Origin of the sequence: Rhizobium azibense (assembly GCF_004342325.1) — a bacterium.
Taxonomy (GTDB): Bacteria; Pseudomonadota; Alphaproteobacteria; order Rhizobiales; family Rhizobiaceae; genus Rhizobium; species Rhizobium etli_B.
The window spans coordinates 310,040-326,131 of sequence record NZ_SMBJ01000007.1 but is presented as its reverse complement, the minus strand read 5'-3'; the positions used below and the strand labels follow the sequence as shown (position 1 = coordinate 326,131).

The 16,092-nt window shown below is 59.2% G+C and carries 16 protein-coding genes; 3 read left to right on the top strand and 13 right to left on the bottom strand.

Going from position 1 to position 16,092, the window contains the following annotated elements; translation table 11 throughout:
• Complete coding sequence (locus EV130_RS19600; RefSeq protein ID WP_074063365.1) at positions 1-1,578, bottom strand: alkaline phosphatase D family protein; 1,578 nt, start codon at positions 1,576-1,578, stop codon at positions 1-3.
• Positions 1,579-1,714: 136 nt separating this feature from the next.
• Positions 1,715-3,802, bottom strand: coding sequence for a M3 family metallopeptidase (locus EV130_RS19595; protein ID WP_074063366.1), 2,088 nt, complete (start codon positions 3,800-3,802; stop codon positions 1,715-1,717).
• 210 nt (positions 3,803-4,012) lie between these two features.
• Between EV130_RS19595 and EV130_RS19590 the strand changes: the two genes are divergently transcribed.
• Positions 4,013-4,444, top strand: a complete 432-nt coding sequence (locus tag EV130_RS19590; RefSeq protein ID WP_132552329.1) for a hypothetical protein — start codon at positions 4,013-4,015, stop codon at positions 4,442-4,444.
• Positions 4,445-4,450: 6 nt separating this feature from the next.
• Here the strand turns inward: EV130_RS19590 and EV130_RS19585 are convergent, their stop codons facing one another.
• Both EV130_RS19585 and EV130_RS19580 read right to left on the bottom strand, forming a co-directional pair.
• On the bottom strand, positions 4,451-5,092 hold the full coding sequence (locus tag EV130_RS19585) for a LysE family translocator (RefSeq protein ID WP_074062798.1): 642 nt from the start codon (positions 5,090-5,092) through the stop codon (positions 4,451-4,453).
• A 132-nt stretch (positions 5,093-5,224) separates the two neighbouring features.
• Positions 5,225-6,448: an argininosuccinate synthase gene (locus EV130_RS19580; RefSeq protein ID WP_074062799.1), complete on the bottom strand. Its 1,224-nt coding sequence runs from the start codon at positions 6,446-6,448 to the stop codon at positions 5,225-5,227.
• Between the two features lie 177 nt (positions 6,449-6,625).
• Between EV130_RS19580 and EV130_RS19575 the strand changes: the two genes are divergently transcribed.
• Both EV130_RS19575 and EV130_RS19570 read left to right on the top strand, forming a co-directional pair.
• A complete protein-coding gene (locus tag EV130_RS19575) occupies positions 6,626-7,480 on the top strand; it encodes an SDR family NAD(P)-dependent oxidoreductase (protein ID WP_074063367.1) in 855 nt (284 codons plus the stop codon).
• Positions 7,481-7,560: 80 nt separating this feature from the next.
• On the top strand, positions 7,561-8,202 hold the full coding sequence (locus EV130_RS19570) for a LysE family translocator (RefSeq protein ID WP_074062800.1): 642 nt from the start codon (positions 7,561-7,563) through the stop codon (positions 8,200-8,202).
• Between the two features lie 5 nt (positions 8,203-8,207).
• Here EV130_RS19570 and EV130_RS19565 read toward each other — a convergent pair whose 3' ends face one another.
• From EV130_RS19565 to EV130_RS19520, 9 genes are all read right to left on the bottom strand, one after another.
• Positions 8,208-9,002 carry an ABC transporter ATP-binding protein gene (locus tag EV130_RS19565; protein ID WP_074062801.1) on the bottom strand — a complete coding sequence of 265 codons (795 nt, stop codon included), beginning with the start codon at positions 9,000-9,002 and terminating at the stop codon, positions 8,208-8,210.
• Complete coding sequence (locus EV130_RS19560; RefSeq protein ID WP_074062802.1) at positions 8,999-9,880, bottom strand: ABC transporter permease; 882 nt, start codon at positions 9,878-9,880, stop codon at positions 8,999-9,001. Before EV130_RS19560 ends, EV130_RS19565 begins: the two co-directional genes overlap by 4 nt.
• Positions 9,881-9,996: 116 nt before the next feature.
• Complete coding sequence (locus EV130_RS19555; RefSeq protein ID WP_132661109.1) at positions 9,997-10,950, bottom strand: ABC transporter substrate-binding protein; 954 nt, start codon at positions 10,948-10,950, stop codon at positions 9,997-9,999.
• Positions 10,951-11,040: 90 nt separating this feature from the next.
• Entirely contained in the window at positions 11,041-12,270 is a 1,230-nt protein-coding gene (gene rlmN, locus EV130_RS19550) for a dual-specificity RNA methyltransferase RlmN (RefSeq protein WP_074062803.1), read from the bottom strand.
• A 482-nt stretch (positions 12,271-12,752) separates the two neighbouring features.
• A complete protein-coding gene (locus EV130_RS19545; protein ID WP_074062804.1) occupies positions 12,753-13,268 on the bottom strand; it encodes an invasion associated locus B family protein in 516 nt (171 codons plus the stop codon).
• A gap of 339 nt (positions 13,269-13,607) precedes the next feature.
• On the bottom strand, positions 13,608-13,997 hold the full coding sequence (locus EV130_RS19540; protein ID WP_074062805.1) for a YkvA family protein: 390 nt from the start codon (positions 13,995-13,997) through the stop codon (positions 13,608-13,610).
• Positions 13,998-14,048: 51 nt separating this feature from the next.
• Positions 14,049-14,351 carry a 4a-hydroxytetrahydrobiopterin dehydratase gene (locus tag EV130_RS19535; protein WP_074063368.1) on the bottom strand — a complete coding sequence of 101 codons (303 nt, stop codon included), beginning with the start codon at positions 14,349-14,351 and terminating at the stop codon, positions 14,049-14,051.
• A gap of 406 nt (positions 14,352-14,757) precedes the next feature.
• On the bottom strand, positions 14,758-15,351 hold the full coding sequence (gene thpR / locus EV130_RS19525; protein ID WP_074062806.1) for an RNA 2',3'-cyclic phosphodiesterase: 594 nt from the start codon (positions 15,349-15,351) through the stop codon (positions 14,758-14,760).
• Positions 15,352-15,419: 68 nt separating this feature from the next.
• Complete coding sequence (locus EV130_RS19520; protein WP_074062807.1) at positions 15,420-16,064, bottom strand: arylesterase; 645 nt, start codon at positions 16,062-16,064, stop codon at positions 15,420-15,422.
• Between the last annotated feature and the right edge of the window lie 28 nt (positions 16,065-16,092).

Sequence of the window (16,092 nt, the reverse complement as noted above, 5' to 3'; positions counted from 1 at the left end):
CTAGCTCGGTTGCTGGGGGTCGATGACCGTCCGCCAGAGTTCGGTATCGTTTCTGTCCATCAGCCGCACGGTCATCTGCTCGGTCTGCCCGTCGATTTCGACCAGCCCGAAGAACTGCAGGCCGGCAGACGGTGGCAGATTGGAGTCGGCACCGCCAGACGCAGCCTTGATGTATCGCACGTCTGGGCCGAAGGTCATGTCGAGCTCCTGCGCTCCGTAGGTCCCTGAATGCAACGGGCCGGAGACGAACTCCCAAAACGGCAGGAACTCGCGGAACTTTGCCTTGGCCGGATCGTAATAATGCGCCGCAGTGTAGTGGACGTCAGCCGTCAGCCAGACGATGTTCGAAACCGCCGCGTCGCGGATGAAGCGCAAAAGATCTGCCAGTTCCAACTCTCGCCCGAGCGGCGCTCCATCGTCGCCGTTGGAGAAGGACTCGCTGCCTCGGCGCGTCCCATAATCGTCCCAGATCACCAGTCCGACCGGCATATCGCAGGCAATCACTTTCCATGTTGCCGTCGAGCGCACCAGTTCGCGCTTCAGCCATGCTGCCTGGCCTTCGCCAAGGATGCGGGACTTTGCCGTCAGGAGCTGATCCAGGCCATGGTCGTTCGGCCCCCGATAGGATCGCAGGTCCACGAAGAAGATATCGAGCAGCGGACCATACGAGACTTTCCGGTAGATGCGCCCTGGTTCGGCGGCAACGTAGCGGATTGGCGTCATCTCATAAAAGGCGCGGCTTGCCCGGGTTGCCAGCGTCAATACGGACTTTTCCTTGTATCGATCATCGCTGCGAAGGTCGGTCGACGGGGACCAGTTGTTCAAGACCTCGTGGTCGTCCCATTGATAGAAGACCGGACAGACTGCATTCAGCTCCTTTACGTGTTCGTCGAGCAGATTGTATTTCCACTGTCCGCGAAATTGATCGAGCGTCTGCGCGATGTCGCGCTTGTCCTCGGTCACGATCCTGTTCCTCCAGATTCCGCCGTCACGCAGCCGGATCTCGTCCGGAATAGGATTGTCGGCATAGACCGTATCGCCCGAATGGATCATGAAATCGGGGCGGTGAAAGGCGATAGTCTGATAGGTGCGCATACCCTCGTCGTCGATCCCCCATCCCTGCCCCGCCGTATCGCCCGACCATGCGAAGCGGATCGTCCGCCTGTTGGAAGGCGCGGTGCGGAACTGGCCATGAATTCGGTCGGAGACGCTGTTGACGTCCTGCAGGTCGGCGGCCATAAACCGGTAGAAGATCTCATGGTCGGGCGGCAGATCCCGCAGCAGCAGCTTACCTGCAAGATCGGTCTGCGGTGTGACGTCGATCGGGGCCAACCTGACGGCATTGGCGAACCTGTCGCTGGTGGAATATTCGACGAAGAGCCGCGATGGCCGGTCCACACGCGTCCATATCATGCCTGACGTTGCGTCTACATCACCGGATTGAAGGCCTGACGTGAAGACGGGGCGGCTCGAAGATCCTCGCGCATAATATGGCGTCACGAAGCTGGCTGCCGCAACGCTGCCGACTGCGCTGATCGAAGAAAGGAAGCGGCGGCGCGTCGTGTCCGTCAGTTTCATGCCATGGCTCATTCGGCTTGCTTGGAGAGCGGGATCGAATCTCTCGCAACAAGCCTAGAGCGGCCGTCATGTCAGTCCCTTGAAGATAACATGACGGTTTTCCAAATCTTCGGCGACAATTTTGTTAAGGACCGCCTTACGCGTCGCTGCCCGAAAGCTCTTCGAATGTGGCAAGTCCCTTCTTGACGAGCATTGCATCCGGGCTCGGTAACTTGCCGCGGAATCCCCTGTAGGCATCTTCCGGATCGATCGAGCCGCCGGTGGAATAGATATTGTCCTTGAGCTTTTGCGCCATCTCGATGTTGAAGGCGTCGCCGGTTTCCTCGAAAGCAGCAAAAGCATCTGCATCGAGCACCTCCGACCACATATAGGAATAGTAGCCTGCCGAATAACCGCCCGAGAAGATGTGCTGGAAATGCGGCGAGGCATGGCGCATCACCAGCGACTTCGGCATGCCGAGTTCGGCGAGCACCTGCTTTTGCACTGCCATCGGGTCTTCCACAGCCTCGCGGGTGTGAAACTCCATGTCGACGATCGCCGAGGAGGTGAACTCGACCGTGTTGAACCCGGCATTGAAGGTGCGGGCCGCGAGCACCTTGTCGAGCAGTTCCTGGGGCATGGGTTCGCCGGTTTCGAAATGCACGGCATACTGCTTGAGAATTTCAGGAACCGTCAGCCAGTGCTCGTAAAGCTGGGAGGGCAGTTCCACGAAGTCGCGCGAAACGGCGGTGCCCGACACAGTGGGATAGGTGACGTCCGAAAGCATGCCGTGCAGCGCATGGCCGAACTCGTGGAAGAGGGTGCGCGCATCGTCCAGCGAAAGCAGTGCCGGCCTGCCCTCGGCCGGTTTTGCGAAGTTGCACACGTTATAGATGATCGGCAGTTCGCCCTGACGGCCATTCTTCATTGGGAGTTTATGCTGGGATTGAAACGCGCTCATCCAGGCGCCGGAGCGCTTCGAGCTGCGGGCAAAATAATCCCCCAGGAAAAGCGCGACCAGCTTGTCTTCCCGATCGCGGATTTCGAAGACGCGCACATCCGGGTGATAGGCGCCAACCCCCTTCTTCTCGACGACACGAATGCCGAAGAGCCGGCCGGCGACTGCAAAGCAGGCCTCGATGACTTTTTCGAGCTGCAGATAGGGCTTCAGCTCGGCTTCGGAAAAATTGAATCTCTGCGCCCTGATCTTTTCGGCATAGTAGCGCCAATCCCAGGGCATGACCTCAAAGTTCTTGCCGTCTTCGGCGATCAGCCTTGCGATATCCGCCTCTTCCTCAAGCGCCCGCTTGACGGCTCTTGTCCAGACTGCGCGCAGCAGATCGTTCACGGCCGCTGGCGTCTTTGCCATCGTGTTATCGAGCTTCAGTTCCGCAAAATTGCCATACCCGAGGAGCTTGGCGACTTCGCCGCGAAGGGTCAGCGTCTCGCGGATGATGCCGCGATTGTCCGTCTCGCCCTCGTTTTCGCCGCGCGCAACCCATGCTCTGAAGGCCTGCTCGCGCAGGTCGCGACGTTCCGAAAAGGTCAGGAAAGGTTCGATGATCGAGCGCGACAGAGTGACCGCAAACTTCCCCTCCTCGCCGCGCTCGCGCGCTGCCGCCGCCATGGCGTCCTTCAAGAAATCGGGAAGGCCGGCAAGTTCCGGTCCGTCGGCGAGGATCAGCAACCAGTTCCTTTCGTCGGCCAGCACGTTTTGTCCGAACTGGGTGCTCAAGCCTGCAAGCTTCTCATTGATCGCTGCAAGCTTCTCCTGCTCGGACTTCGCCAGCTTTGCGCCGGATTTTACGAAGCTCTTCCAGTGACGCTCGAGCACACGTGTCTGCTCGAGTGTCAGTCCGAGGCTATCCCGATTCTCCCAGAGCCGATCGATGCGTGCAAAAAGCGCAGCATTCATTCCGATTTTGGAATAGTGGCGTGACATTTTTGGCGATATGTCGCGCTCCAGCGCCTGGATCGTATCGTTTGTGTGAGCCCCGGCCCGGTTCCAAAACAGCGCCGAAATACGCGAAAGATCGTCGCCTGCAATCTCCAGTGCGACGATCGTATTCTCGAATGTGGGCTCTTCCACGTTTCCGGCGATGGCGTCGATCTCCACATCGTGAGATGCAAGAGCGGCATCGAAGGCAGCGGCAAAATCGCCGTCGTTCAGCGCCTCGAAGGAAGGAAGGCCATGGGGCCCGTTCCAGTTGACAAGCGCCGGATTGAACTCTTGTGTGGAAGGCATGCTGACGTCCTTTGTGCAGAGGCTGGAAACGGCAATATAGGAAAGGCATGACGGCATTGGTATGCCGCTTTCGAAAATCGCTTTTGCTTGCCCATGCAAGTTTTGACGGGCAAGAATTGATCCCTAAAAATTAACCGATCGTTAACGATTGACGCCGTTTGCGCGCTGGCGGTAGTTTCAAGCCACTCTTTGCGCAAGGGGACATGCGTCATGGAAATTTCTTCTGTGCGGTCTTCTCAGAGCTTGCTTTTTAAGAACAGCCAGAACAACACAAGAAGTTCGAAGACCGAAGATCTTGGAATCGACGCTGGGGCGGCGGTTTCGGCGATATTCAAGGTCGAAGACATTGGTGTCGAAGGACCGGATTTCGCTGCCATGAGCCCGAGCGAGCTACGCAGCCATGCGCGCCACAGCTACGACAACGGCGGCATCGACCAGGACACGTTTGCGGCGATTTCCGAGCCTTTGCCGATGCATGCCATTGACGCGCAGGGCAACGTCATCGATCTGACCGGGATCACCGACGGCACGCTGTTCAATTTCCGCGACTATTATGAGAACCAGTTGCAGATCGCCATGTCGATCGGCGACTCCGATAGCGTAAAGACGCTGAAATCGATCGTGAATTTCCTGAACGTTTAGCCGCCGTCAGGCCTTGCGCCATCCAAGCAGGCCGGGCGTTGCGTGCCAGAGTGCCTGGGCTGCAAATCCCATGAAGAGCACGCCGGAGCAGCGGACGATCAGCCGCTCATGGGCGCGGTAGAAGCGCCGCACGGCGCCTGCGCCTATAATGGCGACGAGAATGAGATCGGCGGTCACGAAGCCCAGGAAGGATACGCTGAGGAGCAGCGGCAAGGCCTCGAAGTCGAGCGCACCGGCCGACCCGGCAACCAATGCCGTGAAGGTCGCAAGCGCCACCGGGTAGCCTTTCGGATTGGTCAGGCCGAAAATCAGCCCGCGGCGAAAGGGGTGCTCGACCGTCACCAGAGCCCGCCCGTCGCCTTTCGGCTTCACCGTTACCGCGCTCCAGCCGATCCAGGCGAGATAGAAACCGCAGAGCATTCCGAGCAGATCGAAGACGAAGGTGCCAATCGTTCTTGCACCGACGATTGCAATCAGCGCCAGTGCCGACCAGAGGATATCACCGACAAGATGGCCCATCATGAAGAAGGCGCCAGCCTTTCGCCCCTGTCCGGCGCCGATGCCGAGGAGCTGAAGGAACGCCGGGCCAGGAATGAGCACATAAAAGAGAGCCGCCAGAAAGGCGCCGACGAGCAGGGGTTGCGTCATGGGCAAGGCTCCGAAGGATCAAAGCCGCAGACTATGCTAACCCGGCGGCCCGTCAAGCGCCGCAACGACCCCATCATGAAGAGGCCTTGCTCGGCCTTGCCGAGCGGCCTCTTCTGAAGCGTTTTGACACGCTCAACTCTTGAGGTTGCGTTTGGCGAGTGTGCGCAGGCGCAGTGCGTTCAGCTTGATGAAGCCGGCCGCATCCTTCTGGTCATAGGCACCCTGGTCGTCCTCGAAGGTGACCAGCTTGTCGGAATAAAGCGACTTCGGGCTCTCGCGACCGATGACCATGACATTGCCCTTGTAGAGCTTCAGCGTCACTTCGCCTTCGACATGCTCCTGGCTCTTGTCGATCAGCGCCTGCAGCATTTCCCGCTCCGGCGAGAACCAGAAGCCGTAGTAGATCAGCTCTGCGTAACGCGGCATCATCTCATCCTTGAGATGTGCTGCACCGCGGTCGAGCGTGATCGATTCGATCGCGCGATGCGCCGAAAGCAGGATCGTGCCGCCGGGCGTCTCATAGACGCCGCGCGACTTCATGCCGACGAAACGGTTTTCGACGAGGTCAAGACGGCCGATGCCGTTGTCACGGCCGTAGCTGTTGAGCGTGGCGAGCAGTGTCGCCGGGCTCATGCGAACGCCATTGATCGAAACCGCGTCGCCCTTGTCGAAACCGACCTTGATGACGGTTGCCTTGTCGGGCGCGGTTTCCGGAGAGATCGTGCGCATATGCACGTATTCCGGGGCTTCCTGCGCCGGATCCTCCAGAACCTTGCCTTCGGAGGACGAGTGCAGCAGGTTGGCGTCGACGGAGAACGGCGCTTCGCCCTTCTTGTCCTTGGCGACCGGGATCTGGTGCTGTTCAGCAAATGCCAAGAGCTCGGTGCGGCTCTTGAACGCCCAGTCGCGCCACGGCGCGATGATCTTGATATCCGGGTTCAGCGCGTAGGCGGAAAGCTCGAAGCGGACCTGGTCGTTGCCCTTGCCGGTCGCGCCATGGGCGATCGCGTCGGCTCCCGTCTTGCGGGCGATATCGATCAGGTGCTTGGAAATCAGCGGACGGGCAATCGACGTGCCGAGCAGATAGACGCCCTCGTAGACAGCATTGGCGCGGAACATCGGGAAGACGAAGTCCTTTACGAACTCTTCGCGCACGTCCTCGACGTAGATTTCCTTGATGCCGAGCATCTCGGCCTTCTTGCGCGCCGGTTCGAGCTCTTCGCCCTGTCCCAGATCGGCCGTGAAAGTCACGACTTCGGCGCCGAGCTCGGTCTGCAGCCATTTCAGGATGATTGAGGTATCGAGACCGCCGGAATAGGCGAGCACGACTTTTTTCACGTCTTTCTTAGATGCCATGATGATGAGGTCCGTTGCAAAGGGGCGGCAAAGCCCGGTGTCGCGGGCACTTTTAGCGAGATTGACGCGTGACGCAAGGGCAAGGACTTACCGGCAGAGCACGCTTGATGTTTGACAGCGCCAACCGCGCACCCATATCAGGCTGCGTGCGAATAAATGAATGAGGAGGCCGGTCCCGTGACGAATATTCAGCAAATTCTCGACAAGCCCAATGTTGCGGTGATCACCGGCGGCGCATCCGGCATCGGCCTTGCGGCGGCAAAGCGCTTCGCCAAGGCGGGTATGAGCGTCGTCATCGCCGATCTTGGCGGCGACCGGCTGGCAGCGGCTCGTGGCGAACTCGAAGCCGTGGCCGGAACGCAGCGTGTGATGGCGGTCGAGACAGACGTTTCCGACAGGTCTTCGCTGGAGACCCTCGAAAAGTCCGTCGTTCAGCGCTTCGGCCGCGTCCATGTGCTGATGAACAACGCCGGCATCGGCCCCGAAACCTCGATCTTCAGCGCTCAGGCAGACTGGGACAGCATCCTCGGCGTCAATCTGCTCGGCGTCATCAATGGAACGCGGGTCTTCGGACCGAACATGCTGGCACATGGCGAGCCCGGCCTCATTATCAACACCGGCTCCAAGCAGGGAATCACGACTCCTCCGGGCAATCCCGCCTACAATGTGTCGAAAGCGGGAGTGAAGGTCTTCACCGAAGCCCTCGAGCACGAACTGCGCAATCGAGAAGGCTCGAAGATGTCTGCCCATCTTCTGATCCCGGGCTTTGTCTTTACCGGCCTCACGAAGGGTGACCGCACCGAAAAACCCGCGGCTGCCTGGACACCGGAACAGACCGTCGATTTCATGATCGAAAGCCTCAAGCGCGGCGATTTCTATATCCTCTGCCCGGACAACGACGTCGCCCGCCAGGTTGACGAGCGCCGCATGGCCTGGGCGATCGGCGACATCATCGAAAACCGCCCGCCGCTTTCGCGCTGGCACAAGGATTATGCCGACAGGTTCAAGGCCTTTCTTGAAGAAAAGCGATAGGCGGATCATCAGGTTTGATTGGTAATTTTCTCAAACCTGGATAAGAAAATACTGACCCTTATCAGCTCTCAGAGAGTGCCATGGATTTCCTGCCGAGCATTCCGACCCTTCTTGCCTTTTCCGCAGCCAGCCTGCTTCTTGCGGCAACGCCCGGACCGGACATGACGCTCTCGATCAGCCGCGCTCTGTCTCAGGGCAAGAAGCCGGCACTCTACGTCGTCTTGGGCACCAGCCTCGGCATCGTGGTTCATACGATGCTGGTTGCTTTCGGCATCTCGGCGCTGATCACCGCCTCACCGACGGCCTTCCTGATCCTCAAGACGGGAGGTGCTGCCTATCTGCTTTGGCTGGCTCTTCAAGCGATCCGTTTCGGTTCGAAGCTTTCAGTCGAGCAGGTCAACGAAGCCAAGGGCACGCCGTTTTCGAATATTTCCGTCGGCTTCTGGGTCAATCTTCTGAACCCCAAAGTCATCATCTTCTTCATGACCTTCCTGCCGCAATTCGTAAGTGCCGGCGATCCGGCGGTTACGCACAAGCTGCTCTTCCTCGGCTTTTTCTTCATCCTGATCGGCATGCCGGTGAATGCCCTTGTGGTTCTCGCTTCCGACTGGCTTGCGGGCTGGCTGCAGAAGAACAGGAAGATCCTGCGCGGAATGGACTACACTTTCGCGGGGGTCTTCTCGATTTTCGCTGTTAAGATATTTCTGACGCAGGCGCGCTGATCGCTTCAGCCGATCAGCAGTGCATCGTCGTCCAGCGTCTGGCCGCGCATCTTGCGGAACATCGCGATCAGGTCTTCGACCTGCAGATCCTTGCGACTGTCGCCACTGACGTCCAGCACGATTTCGCCGCCATGCAGCATGACCGTGCGGTGTCCGTAGTCCAGCGCCTGGCGCATGGAATGGGTTACCATCAGCGTGGTCAGCCTGCGCTCCGAGACGATCTTGTCCGTAAGGCGCATGACAAATTCCGCCATACCTGGATCAAGTGCGGCCGTATGTTCGTCGAGCAGCAAGACCTGCGAGCCTGCCAGCGTCGCCATCACCAGGCAAACCGCCTGCCGCTGACCGCCCGAAAGCAGGTCCATGCGATCAGCCATGCGATTTTCGAGACCGAGGTTCAACTCCCTGATCCGGTCGCGGAAATGATCGCGGTGCTTCGGGCCGAGAGCCGCCACCAATCCGCGCCGCTTTCCGCGCCGGGCGGCAAGAGCCAGATTCTCCTCAATCGAGAGGGAGCCGCAGCTGCCGGTCAGCGGATCTTGAAAGACGCGTGCGACGAGCCCCGCCCGCGCCGCCGTCTTTTTGCGCGTCACGTCGGTATCGCCGATCAGCACGTTCCCCTGGCTGGCCAGAACGTCGCCGGCGAGGACGCCGAGCAGAGTCGATTTGCCCGCACCGTTGGAGCCGATGACGGTCACGAAGGAGCCCTGCTCCAGGGTCAGGCTGACGCCGTTCAGCGCCCGCTTCTCCAGTGGCGTGCCCTTCCCGAAAACGACATTGATATCCTTGATGCTGATCATGATGGGGCTCCTCCGCGGCGAAGACGGGGAAGAACGAGTGCGATGGTCACGAGAACCGCCGTCACGAAATTGAGGTCCGAGGCTTTAAGACCGATCATGTCGGTGGAAAGAGCCAATTGAATGGCTATGCGGTAGACGATCGAGCCGAAGACACAGCCGATGAGCGCAATCAACAACCCGCGGCGGCCCAAGAGCGTCTCACCAATGATCACGGCGGCAAGGCCGACCACGATGGTACCGACACCGGACGTCACGTCGGCAAAACCGTTCGTCTGCGCAAATAGCGCGCCGCCGAGCGCGACAAGAGCATTCGACATCGCCATGCCAAGGTATATCTGCCTGCTCGTATCGACGCCCTGCGCCCGCGCCATCCGCGCATTTGCACCCGTTGCCCGCATCGCAAGCCCGGCATCGCTTTCGAGGAAGCGCCAGACCGCAATCAAGGCGATGACGACAAGAGCACCGACAAAGAGCGGCCGGACGTAGAAGTCGCGAAGGCCAAGGCCGAAGAACGGACTGATCATCGTATCGGCATTGATCAATGCGACATTGGGTTTGCCCATGACGCGGAGATTGACCGAGAAGAGCGCAATCATGGTGAGGATCGAGGCAAGCAGGTTGAGAATCCGGAACCGCACATTGAGGAGCGCCGTCACGACGCCTGCTGCAGCACCGGCGATCATCGCAACAAGCGCTGCCAGCCAGGGATTGAAGCCGGCAATGATCAGAACCGCGGCCACCGCCGCGCCGAGGGGAAAGGAGCCATCCACCGTCAAATCGGGGAAATCGAGGACGCGGAAGGCGAGATAGACGCCAAGAGCAACGAATGCATAGACAAGCCCAAGCTCCACGGCACCCCAAAATGCGATCTCACTCAAGGCGGTCGGCCCTCTTTTCTTCGTGCCCGTATCGTAAGGGCGTGAATATCATCAGCCGCTCCCGTTTAGAAACAGGAGCGGCTGAGCGCAATATCGATAATGGCGAAAGCTGGTGGTTATTCGATGACGCGATTGGCGCGTTCGAGAACGTTTTCCGGTAGCTTGACGCCCATCTTCTGGGCCGCGGCGCTGTTGACGACGAGATCGCTGCCGGCTGCAACCTTGACCGGAATATCACCCGGATTTTCACCCTTCAGGATACGAACCACGACATCGCCGGTCTGCCTGCCAACGTCGTAGTAGTTGAAACCGAGCGCTGCGATCGATCCGCGCGAGACGGAATCCGTATCCGCCGTAAAGAGCGGCAGCTTGCTTTCTTCTGCAACGGCTACGGCACCCTCCAACGCCGAGATGATCGTGTTGTCGGTCGGGACGTAGATCGCGTCGGCACGGCCGACCAGCGCACGCGCAGCACCCTGGACTTCCGCAGACTTGGTCGCTGCGGATTCAACGACGCTCATACCGGCCTTCTCCGCCTCAGCCTTCAGGACTGCAAGCAACGAAACGGAATTGGCTTCCCCGGAATTGTAAAGGTAACCGATCGTCCTGGCGGCAGGCAGGATCTCCTTGACCAGCGCAACATGTTCGGCAACCGGCGACATGTCGGAAAGGCCGGTGACGTTGCCGCCGGGCTTGTCCATATCCTTGACGAGCTGGGCGCCGAGCGGATCGGAAACGGCAGTGAAGACCACCGGAATGTCACGGGTCGCCGAAACCACGGCCTGTGCCGACGGCGTGGAGATCGGCACGATGACGTTCGGATCCTCGCCTGCGAACTGCCGGGCGATCTGCGCTGCGGTGGCAGGATTTCCCTGTGCCGATTCGAAGAGGAAGGTGAGATTCTCGCCCTCCTTGTAGCCTGCCGCGGCAAGCCTATCCTTTACGCCCTTGCGCACCGCATCGAGCGCCGGGTGCTCGACAATGGCCGTCACCGCGACCGTGACGTCGTCAGCCTTGGCAGGCAAAGCAAGGGCAAGAACCGCAGCGACGGCGAGCGAGATCGAACGCATGAGAATCCTCCATCGGTAATGTGAGGCTTCTAGGAAAACCCTGCGCCTGGATCAATCGCAAAGAACTGCTGCAAGGATCAAACTTGCTGATCAGTCGTCCACGCCGTGATTGGCGATCATCATTGCCTCGAATGCCAGGCGTTCGGTCTTGCGCATGCGCTCGGATTCCGATTTCAGCTGGCCGCAAGCGGCAAGAATGTCGCGGCCGCGCGGTGTGCGGATTGGCGAGGCGTAACCTGCCGAATTGATGAAATCGGCAAACTTCTCGATCTGCTCCCAGTCAGAACACTGGTAGTTCGTGCCCGGCCAGGGGTTGAACGGGATCAGGTTGATCTTGGCCGGCACGCCTTTCAGGAGCTGGATCAGCCCCTTGGCATCTTCCAGACTGTCGTTGACATCCTTGAGCATCACATATTCGAAGGTGATGCGGCGCGCATTCGAAAGTCCTGGATAGGCCCGGCAAGCCTCGATCAGCTCCTTCAGCGGATACTTCTTGTTGATCGGTACGAGAATGTCGCGCAGATCGTCGCGCACGGCATGCAGCGAGATTGCCAGCATGACGCCGATCTCTTCTCCAGTGCGGAAGATCTCGGGCACGACGCCGGATGTGGAAAGCGTGACGCGGCGCCTGGACAGCGAAAGCCCGTCGCCATCGGTGGCGATCAGCAGTGCCTGCTTGACTGCATCGAAATTGTAGAGCGGCTCGCCCATTCCCATCATGACGATATTGCTCACCTTACGGCCTTCCGACGGCACCATGGCGCCCACCGGAATATCGCGGTCCGGGAAATCGCCAAGCCGGTCGCGGGCAAGCAGGAGCTGCGAGAGGATTTCTTCCGCCGTCAGGTTGCGCACCAGCCGCTGCGTGCCGGTGTGACAGAAGGAACAGGTGAGCGAACAGCCGACCTGGCTGGATATGCAGAGCGTGCCACGACCTTCTTCCGGGATATAGACGGTTTCGACTTCGACGGGACGGCCGGCTCCGCGCGGCGGAAAGCGCAGAAGCCACTTGCGCGTGCCGTCATTGGAAACCTGCTCTTCGACAATCTCCGGGCGTGCAATGGTGAAATGCTGCTTCAGCATCTCTCGCATGTCCTTGGCGATATTCACCATCTGATCGAAATCGGAGATGCCGCGCACATAAATCCAGTTCCAGAGCTGGCTGACGCGCATTTTCACCTGCTTGTCGGCAACGCCCCTGTCGCGAAGAGCATTGCCCATTTCCTCGCGGCTCAAGCCTATCAGCGAGGGCTTCGGCGAAAGCTCGGTGCGCGGCTGCCCGGCAGGCTTGGTGATGGTCACGGCATCCATGACGGACATGGTCTCTTATCCCGAAATCAAACTGCGCTCATCCCGGTAAGCCGGAAGACTTGGCGGGCGGCATCGGCAGTTGCCAGAAAATTGAATGACGGAGCAGCAGCATATGCCGCGATCTTTCCGCAGTTGCGCGCGGCTTTATCATCATTTTCGCCGCGCGTCACTATGGATCGATCGGTAGGAGGAGGGCCTTCGCATGTACCTGTCGCATCTACGTCCGTAACCTCAAATGATATTGGGCTTCTTGCGCGTTTGCTCGTTCTCCCGGATGCGGGATGCCTCATATGCGCTTATTCTCGCGACGACGCCCTGCTGTTCGGCCAGGGGTACCCGGGGCCCGCAGGGGGCTTGCGCCTCCAAGTCACCTCGTCCGCCACCACAGCGGCCGAGACAGCGTCGAAAGGCACCACGCGCCATGCCCGGCCGCACAAACGGCAAAGGCCGGCGCAAGGCCGGCCCTGGTACTTCAAGACGAGGAGGGTGGCTTACTTGCAGGTTTCGATCTGCTTCAGCGAAGCGGAGATACCGGAGAGCGAGTAGCTGTAGGACGTGGCGGTGCCTCGGCGCGACGTCGCGTTGACCGTCATCGACTTGCCGCCCTTCATGGCTGCCACAAGCGCGGGCTCCTGCGCCGCGTTCTCGACCCAGCCGGCCTTATCCTTGGTGAACATGACGAAGGTCTTGTTGTCGATGACGACTTCGATCTTCGAACCGTCCTTGACAGTGTAGCCCATCATGGCCTGCGGCTCGTAGGAGATGTTCTGGCCAGGACGCTGCGAGACGATGAAGAAGTTGTCGCCGTGGTCGATTCCCGCCGGCTTCTTTTCGGTCGGCACGGACAGCACATAGCAAACATTGCCGTTGCCCTGCTTGTAGGAATAGGCGCCCCAGGCCTGGAATTGCTGGATGCGCGTGGGCGCAGCAGCGGTCTGCTGCGCTCCTGCAGTTACGGCAGTGATGAGAACGAGTGCGAGAGCGGATACGATACTTTTTACAAACATGGATTTCCTGCCGGTTCTTGCGATTCAGCGCCCTGTCGGAGCGAGCGGCGTCTTCGTCACGATCTGCTTTATTTTGACTTAATTCAGGTTACCAAAGCGTCAACGGAGCCTGCGAATTGTCTACAAGTGTGTCATTCCGGCCTGAGTGTTAACGTATAACGCGATTGCGCCCCGCGACGACATTCTGCCCTGATGCGTGGATGCCATCCCTTCGAGAAGATTTAAGACATAAAGATTCAGGCAAGAGTTTGACCTTCCAATATTCCATCGAAGGGTCATTAAGACCTTGGAAATCCGTCGAAGAATTGCCCGAGCACAGGTGCTGGAAGCCGAAACGGCCTAGATCGTTTTCATGCCTTCCGGCTGGTCGGCCAGCGCGCGATCCGCCGCCTCGTAGTGCTTCGCTTTCATATGGCTGTTGACCATCGCGAAAGCCGCAGAGAGAACGGCAATATCGTCCGAAAAGCCGATCAGCATAAAGATGTCCGGAACCATGTCGAACGGCAGGATGAAATAGGCGAGTGCCGCAAGCAGGATGCCGCGTACACGCGTCGGCGTTTCGGGATCGAGCGCGCAATAGAAGCCTGCGACAAGGTCCCGTGAAAACGGAATCTGCCGCACCGCCCGCTTGAAGGTCGGCCAGAACCTTTTTCGCACAGCCTTTTCCCGCCGGCTCTGGGTATCTTCGTCCCCGGGCAGCAGGATTTCACCGAACTTGACCTCGTCCATTCCCGTTTTCCCTTTGGTGCATGCGCAGATATGGTGATGGCTTCGACAGATTCAATCAATCTGGCCGGCAGCCTTGTCCATCGCCTTGGCAAGCTTGAAGTCGAGCTCGGTCAATCCGCCCGCATCATGCGTGTTCAGCTTCACCTCCACCCTGGAATAGACATTGAACCATTCGGGATGGTGGTTGAGCTTTTCTGCCACAAGCGCCGCCTTGGTCATGAAGCCGAAGGCTTCGACGAAGCTTGCGAATTTGAACGTTTTCGAGATCGATCCCAAACCCTCGTCCAAAGACCAGCCCGCCAATCCGGCAATCTGACTGTCGATCGCGCTCCGTGCCAGTTTCTCCTGTTTCATGTCATCGTGCTCCATCCCCTTGGATCGGTTCTCATCGTAAAACGTGTCAACCTTCTCTTTGTTTGCATGGGCAAATTGCCGCTCTGCGCTCGCCGAAGGCGTTTTCGCCCATTTTTACAAGAAACAGCGGGCTTGCCTATCGGTTCAAGATTGATCCGGCAGGTAAACAGCCCGACAGACGCTCGATCGCAGTCGCGCAAGCCCACGGCATTGCATTTCAGGACAATGCACCCGCCGTGTGCGGCTTGAGGATTTCGAAGAATTCGATCTTTTCCTCGCAATGGAGCGCGCCGAGCTTGGCGCGATGGCGTCGGGCGCCGCGATAGAATGCTATTCGGCAATGGCGCGCTTCAACCGGCGAAGATATTGCCAGACCCCCGTTCCGGGGCCTGGAAGGCTTCGCCCCCTACACGAGGCTCTTGACCGGCTGCATCGCATTGGTGGACAAACTTGGCGCCGACCAAGCCTCGCTCAGCGGGAAGACTTCTTCCGTCAGATAGGGCCCGCCGCCGACCGATTCGCGCGAAGAAAGCAGCACGAAGCGTGGAACGGTGAAGGATGAAGTCTGGAAATTGCCTCGACTGGAAAGGTAGTGGACGACGTCATCGACGCGCGCGGACTTCATCCGCGCCAGCGTCACATGCGGGGTAAATTTTCGGGGATCCGGCGGCAGGCCGATCCGCTGGCAGATGCGCTCGATTTCGGCCTGCAGCGCATACATTTCCGGCGAGGGCGAAACGCCGGCCCACACGGAATGCGGTTTCTTGGAGCCGAAAGAGCCGATGCCGTCAAGGCGTATCTGGAATTCGGGCCGATCGATCCGGTCCAGACGCTCAACGATCTCGTCAGCAGTGCGTCCATCGACATCGCCGATGAAGCGCAGCGTGATGTGGTAATTCTCCACATCGATCCATCTTGCACCGGGAAGACCACCGCGCAGCAATGAAAGGCTCATCGCCGCATTGCGCGGAATTTCGAGGGCGGTAAACAGTCTCGGCATGACGAGCACTCCCCGAATCTTTTGCAGGTGCTCACACGGAATCACGCATTCGAGACCCGCGCAAGCCCCTATTTCTTCACAGTAGAAATCGTCCCGATGAATTCCGTGACAGCCGGTTCCATCTTCTGAACCATTACATCAATCCCCTTCGCGTTCGGATGCATTCCATCCTCCAGCTTCAGACTGGTGTCCATCACGACACCGTCGAGGAAAAAAGGATAAAGCGGAACCTGATGTTTTTCCGCGAGTTTTTGGTAGATGGGATTGAAACGCGCGGCATAGTCCCCACCCATGTTCGGCGGCGCCATGATGCCCACGAGCAGCACGGCGATGCCGCGATCCTTTAGCCGGGCAATCATCGTGTCCAAGTTCTTTTCGCTCTTTTCCGGGTCAATGCCGCGCAACGCATCGTTGGCGCCAAGCTCCAGGATGACGCCGTCGGTGCCGTCGGGGACCGACCAATCGATTCGCGCCAGCCCGCCGCTCGTCGTGTCCCCGGAAACGCCGGCATTGGCGATCGAGACATCGACGCCTTTGGCTTGCAAGACCGCTTGCAGCTTCTCCGGAAAGCCGTCGCCGGGCGGCAATTGGTAGCCTGCCATCAGGCTGTCGCCGAAGCCGACAAGGTTGATCGTCGCAGCATTGGCACCCGTTGCGAAAATCAGCGATGCGGCAATGACAGCGATGTGAAGCGCGGCAACTTTAAATCTCATGCTGCTTTCCCTAGATTGGCAAAGTCTT

Coding starts and splice junctions, on each gene's coding strand:
- EV130_RS19600 (WP_074063365.1), bottom strand. CDS start 1,578: ATGAAACTGACGGACACGACGCGCCGCCGCTTCCTTTCTTCGATCAGC.
- EV130_RS19595 (WP_074063366.1), bottom strand. CDS start 3,802: ATGCCTTCCACACAAGAGTTCAATCCGGCGCTTGTCAACTGGAACGGG.
- EV130_RS19590 (WP_132552329.1), top strand. CDS start 4,013: ATGGAAATTTCTTCTGTGCGGTCTTCTCAGAGCTTGCTTTTTAAGAAC.
- EV130_RS19585 (WP_074062798.1), bottom strand. CDS start 5,092: ATGACGCAACCCCTGCTCGTCGGCGCCTTTCTGGCGGCTCTCTTTTAT.
- EV130_RS19580 (WP_074062799.1), bottom strand. CDS start 6,448: ATGGCATCTAAGAAAGACGTGAAAAAAGTCGTGCTCGCCTATTCCGGC.
- EV130_RS19570 (WP_074062800.1), top strand. CDS start 7,561: ATGGATTTCCTGCCGAGCATTCCGACCCTTCTTGCCTTTTCCGCAGCC.
- EV130_RS19565 (WP_074062801.1), bottom strand. CDS start 9,002: ATGATCAGCATCAAGGATATCAATGTCGTTTTCGGGAAGGGCACGCCA.
- EV130_RS19555 (WP_132661109.1), bottom strand. CDS start 10,950: ATGCGTTCGATCTCGCTCGCCGTCGCTGCGGTTCTTGCCCTTGCTTTG.
- rlmN (WP_074062803.1), bottom strand. CDS start 12,270: ATGTCCGTCATGGATGCCGTGACCATCACCAAGCCTGCCGGGCAGCCG.
- EV130_RS19545 (WP_074062804.1), bottom strand. CDS start 13,268: ATGTTTGTAAAAAGTATCGTATCCGCTCTCGCACTCGTTCTCATCACT.
- EV130_RS19540 (WP_074062805.1), bottom strand. CDS start 13,997: ATGGACGAGGTCAAGTTCGGTGAAATCCTGCTGCCCGGGGACGAAGAT.
- EV130_RS19535 (WP_074063368.1), bottom strand. CDS start 14,351: ATGAAACAGGAGAAACTGGCACGGAGCGCGATCGACAGTCAGATTGCC.
- thpR (WP_074062806.1), bottom strand. CDS start 15,351: ATGCCGAGACTGTTTACCGCCCTCGAAATTCCGCGCAATGCGGCGATG.
- EV130_RS19520 (WP_074062807.1), bottom strand. CDS start 16,064: ATGAGATTTAAAGTTGCCGCGCTTCACATCGCTGTCATTGCCGCATCG.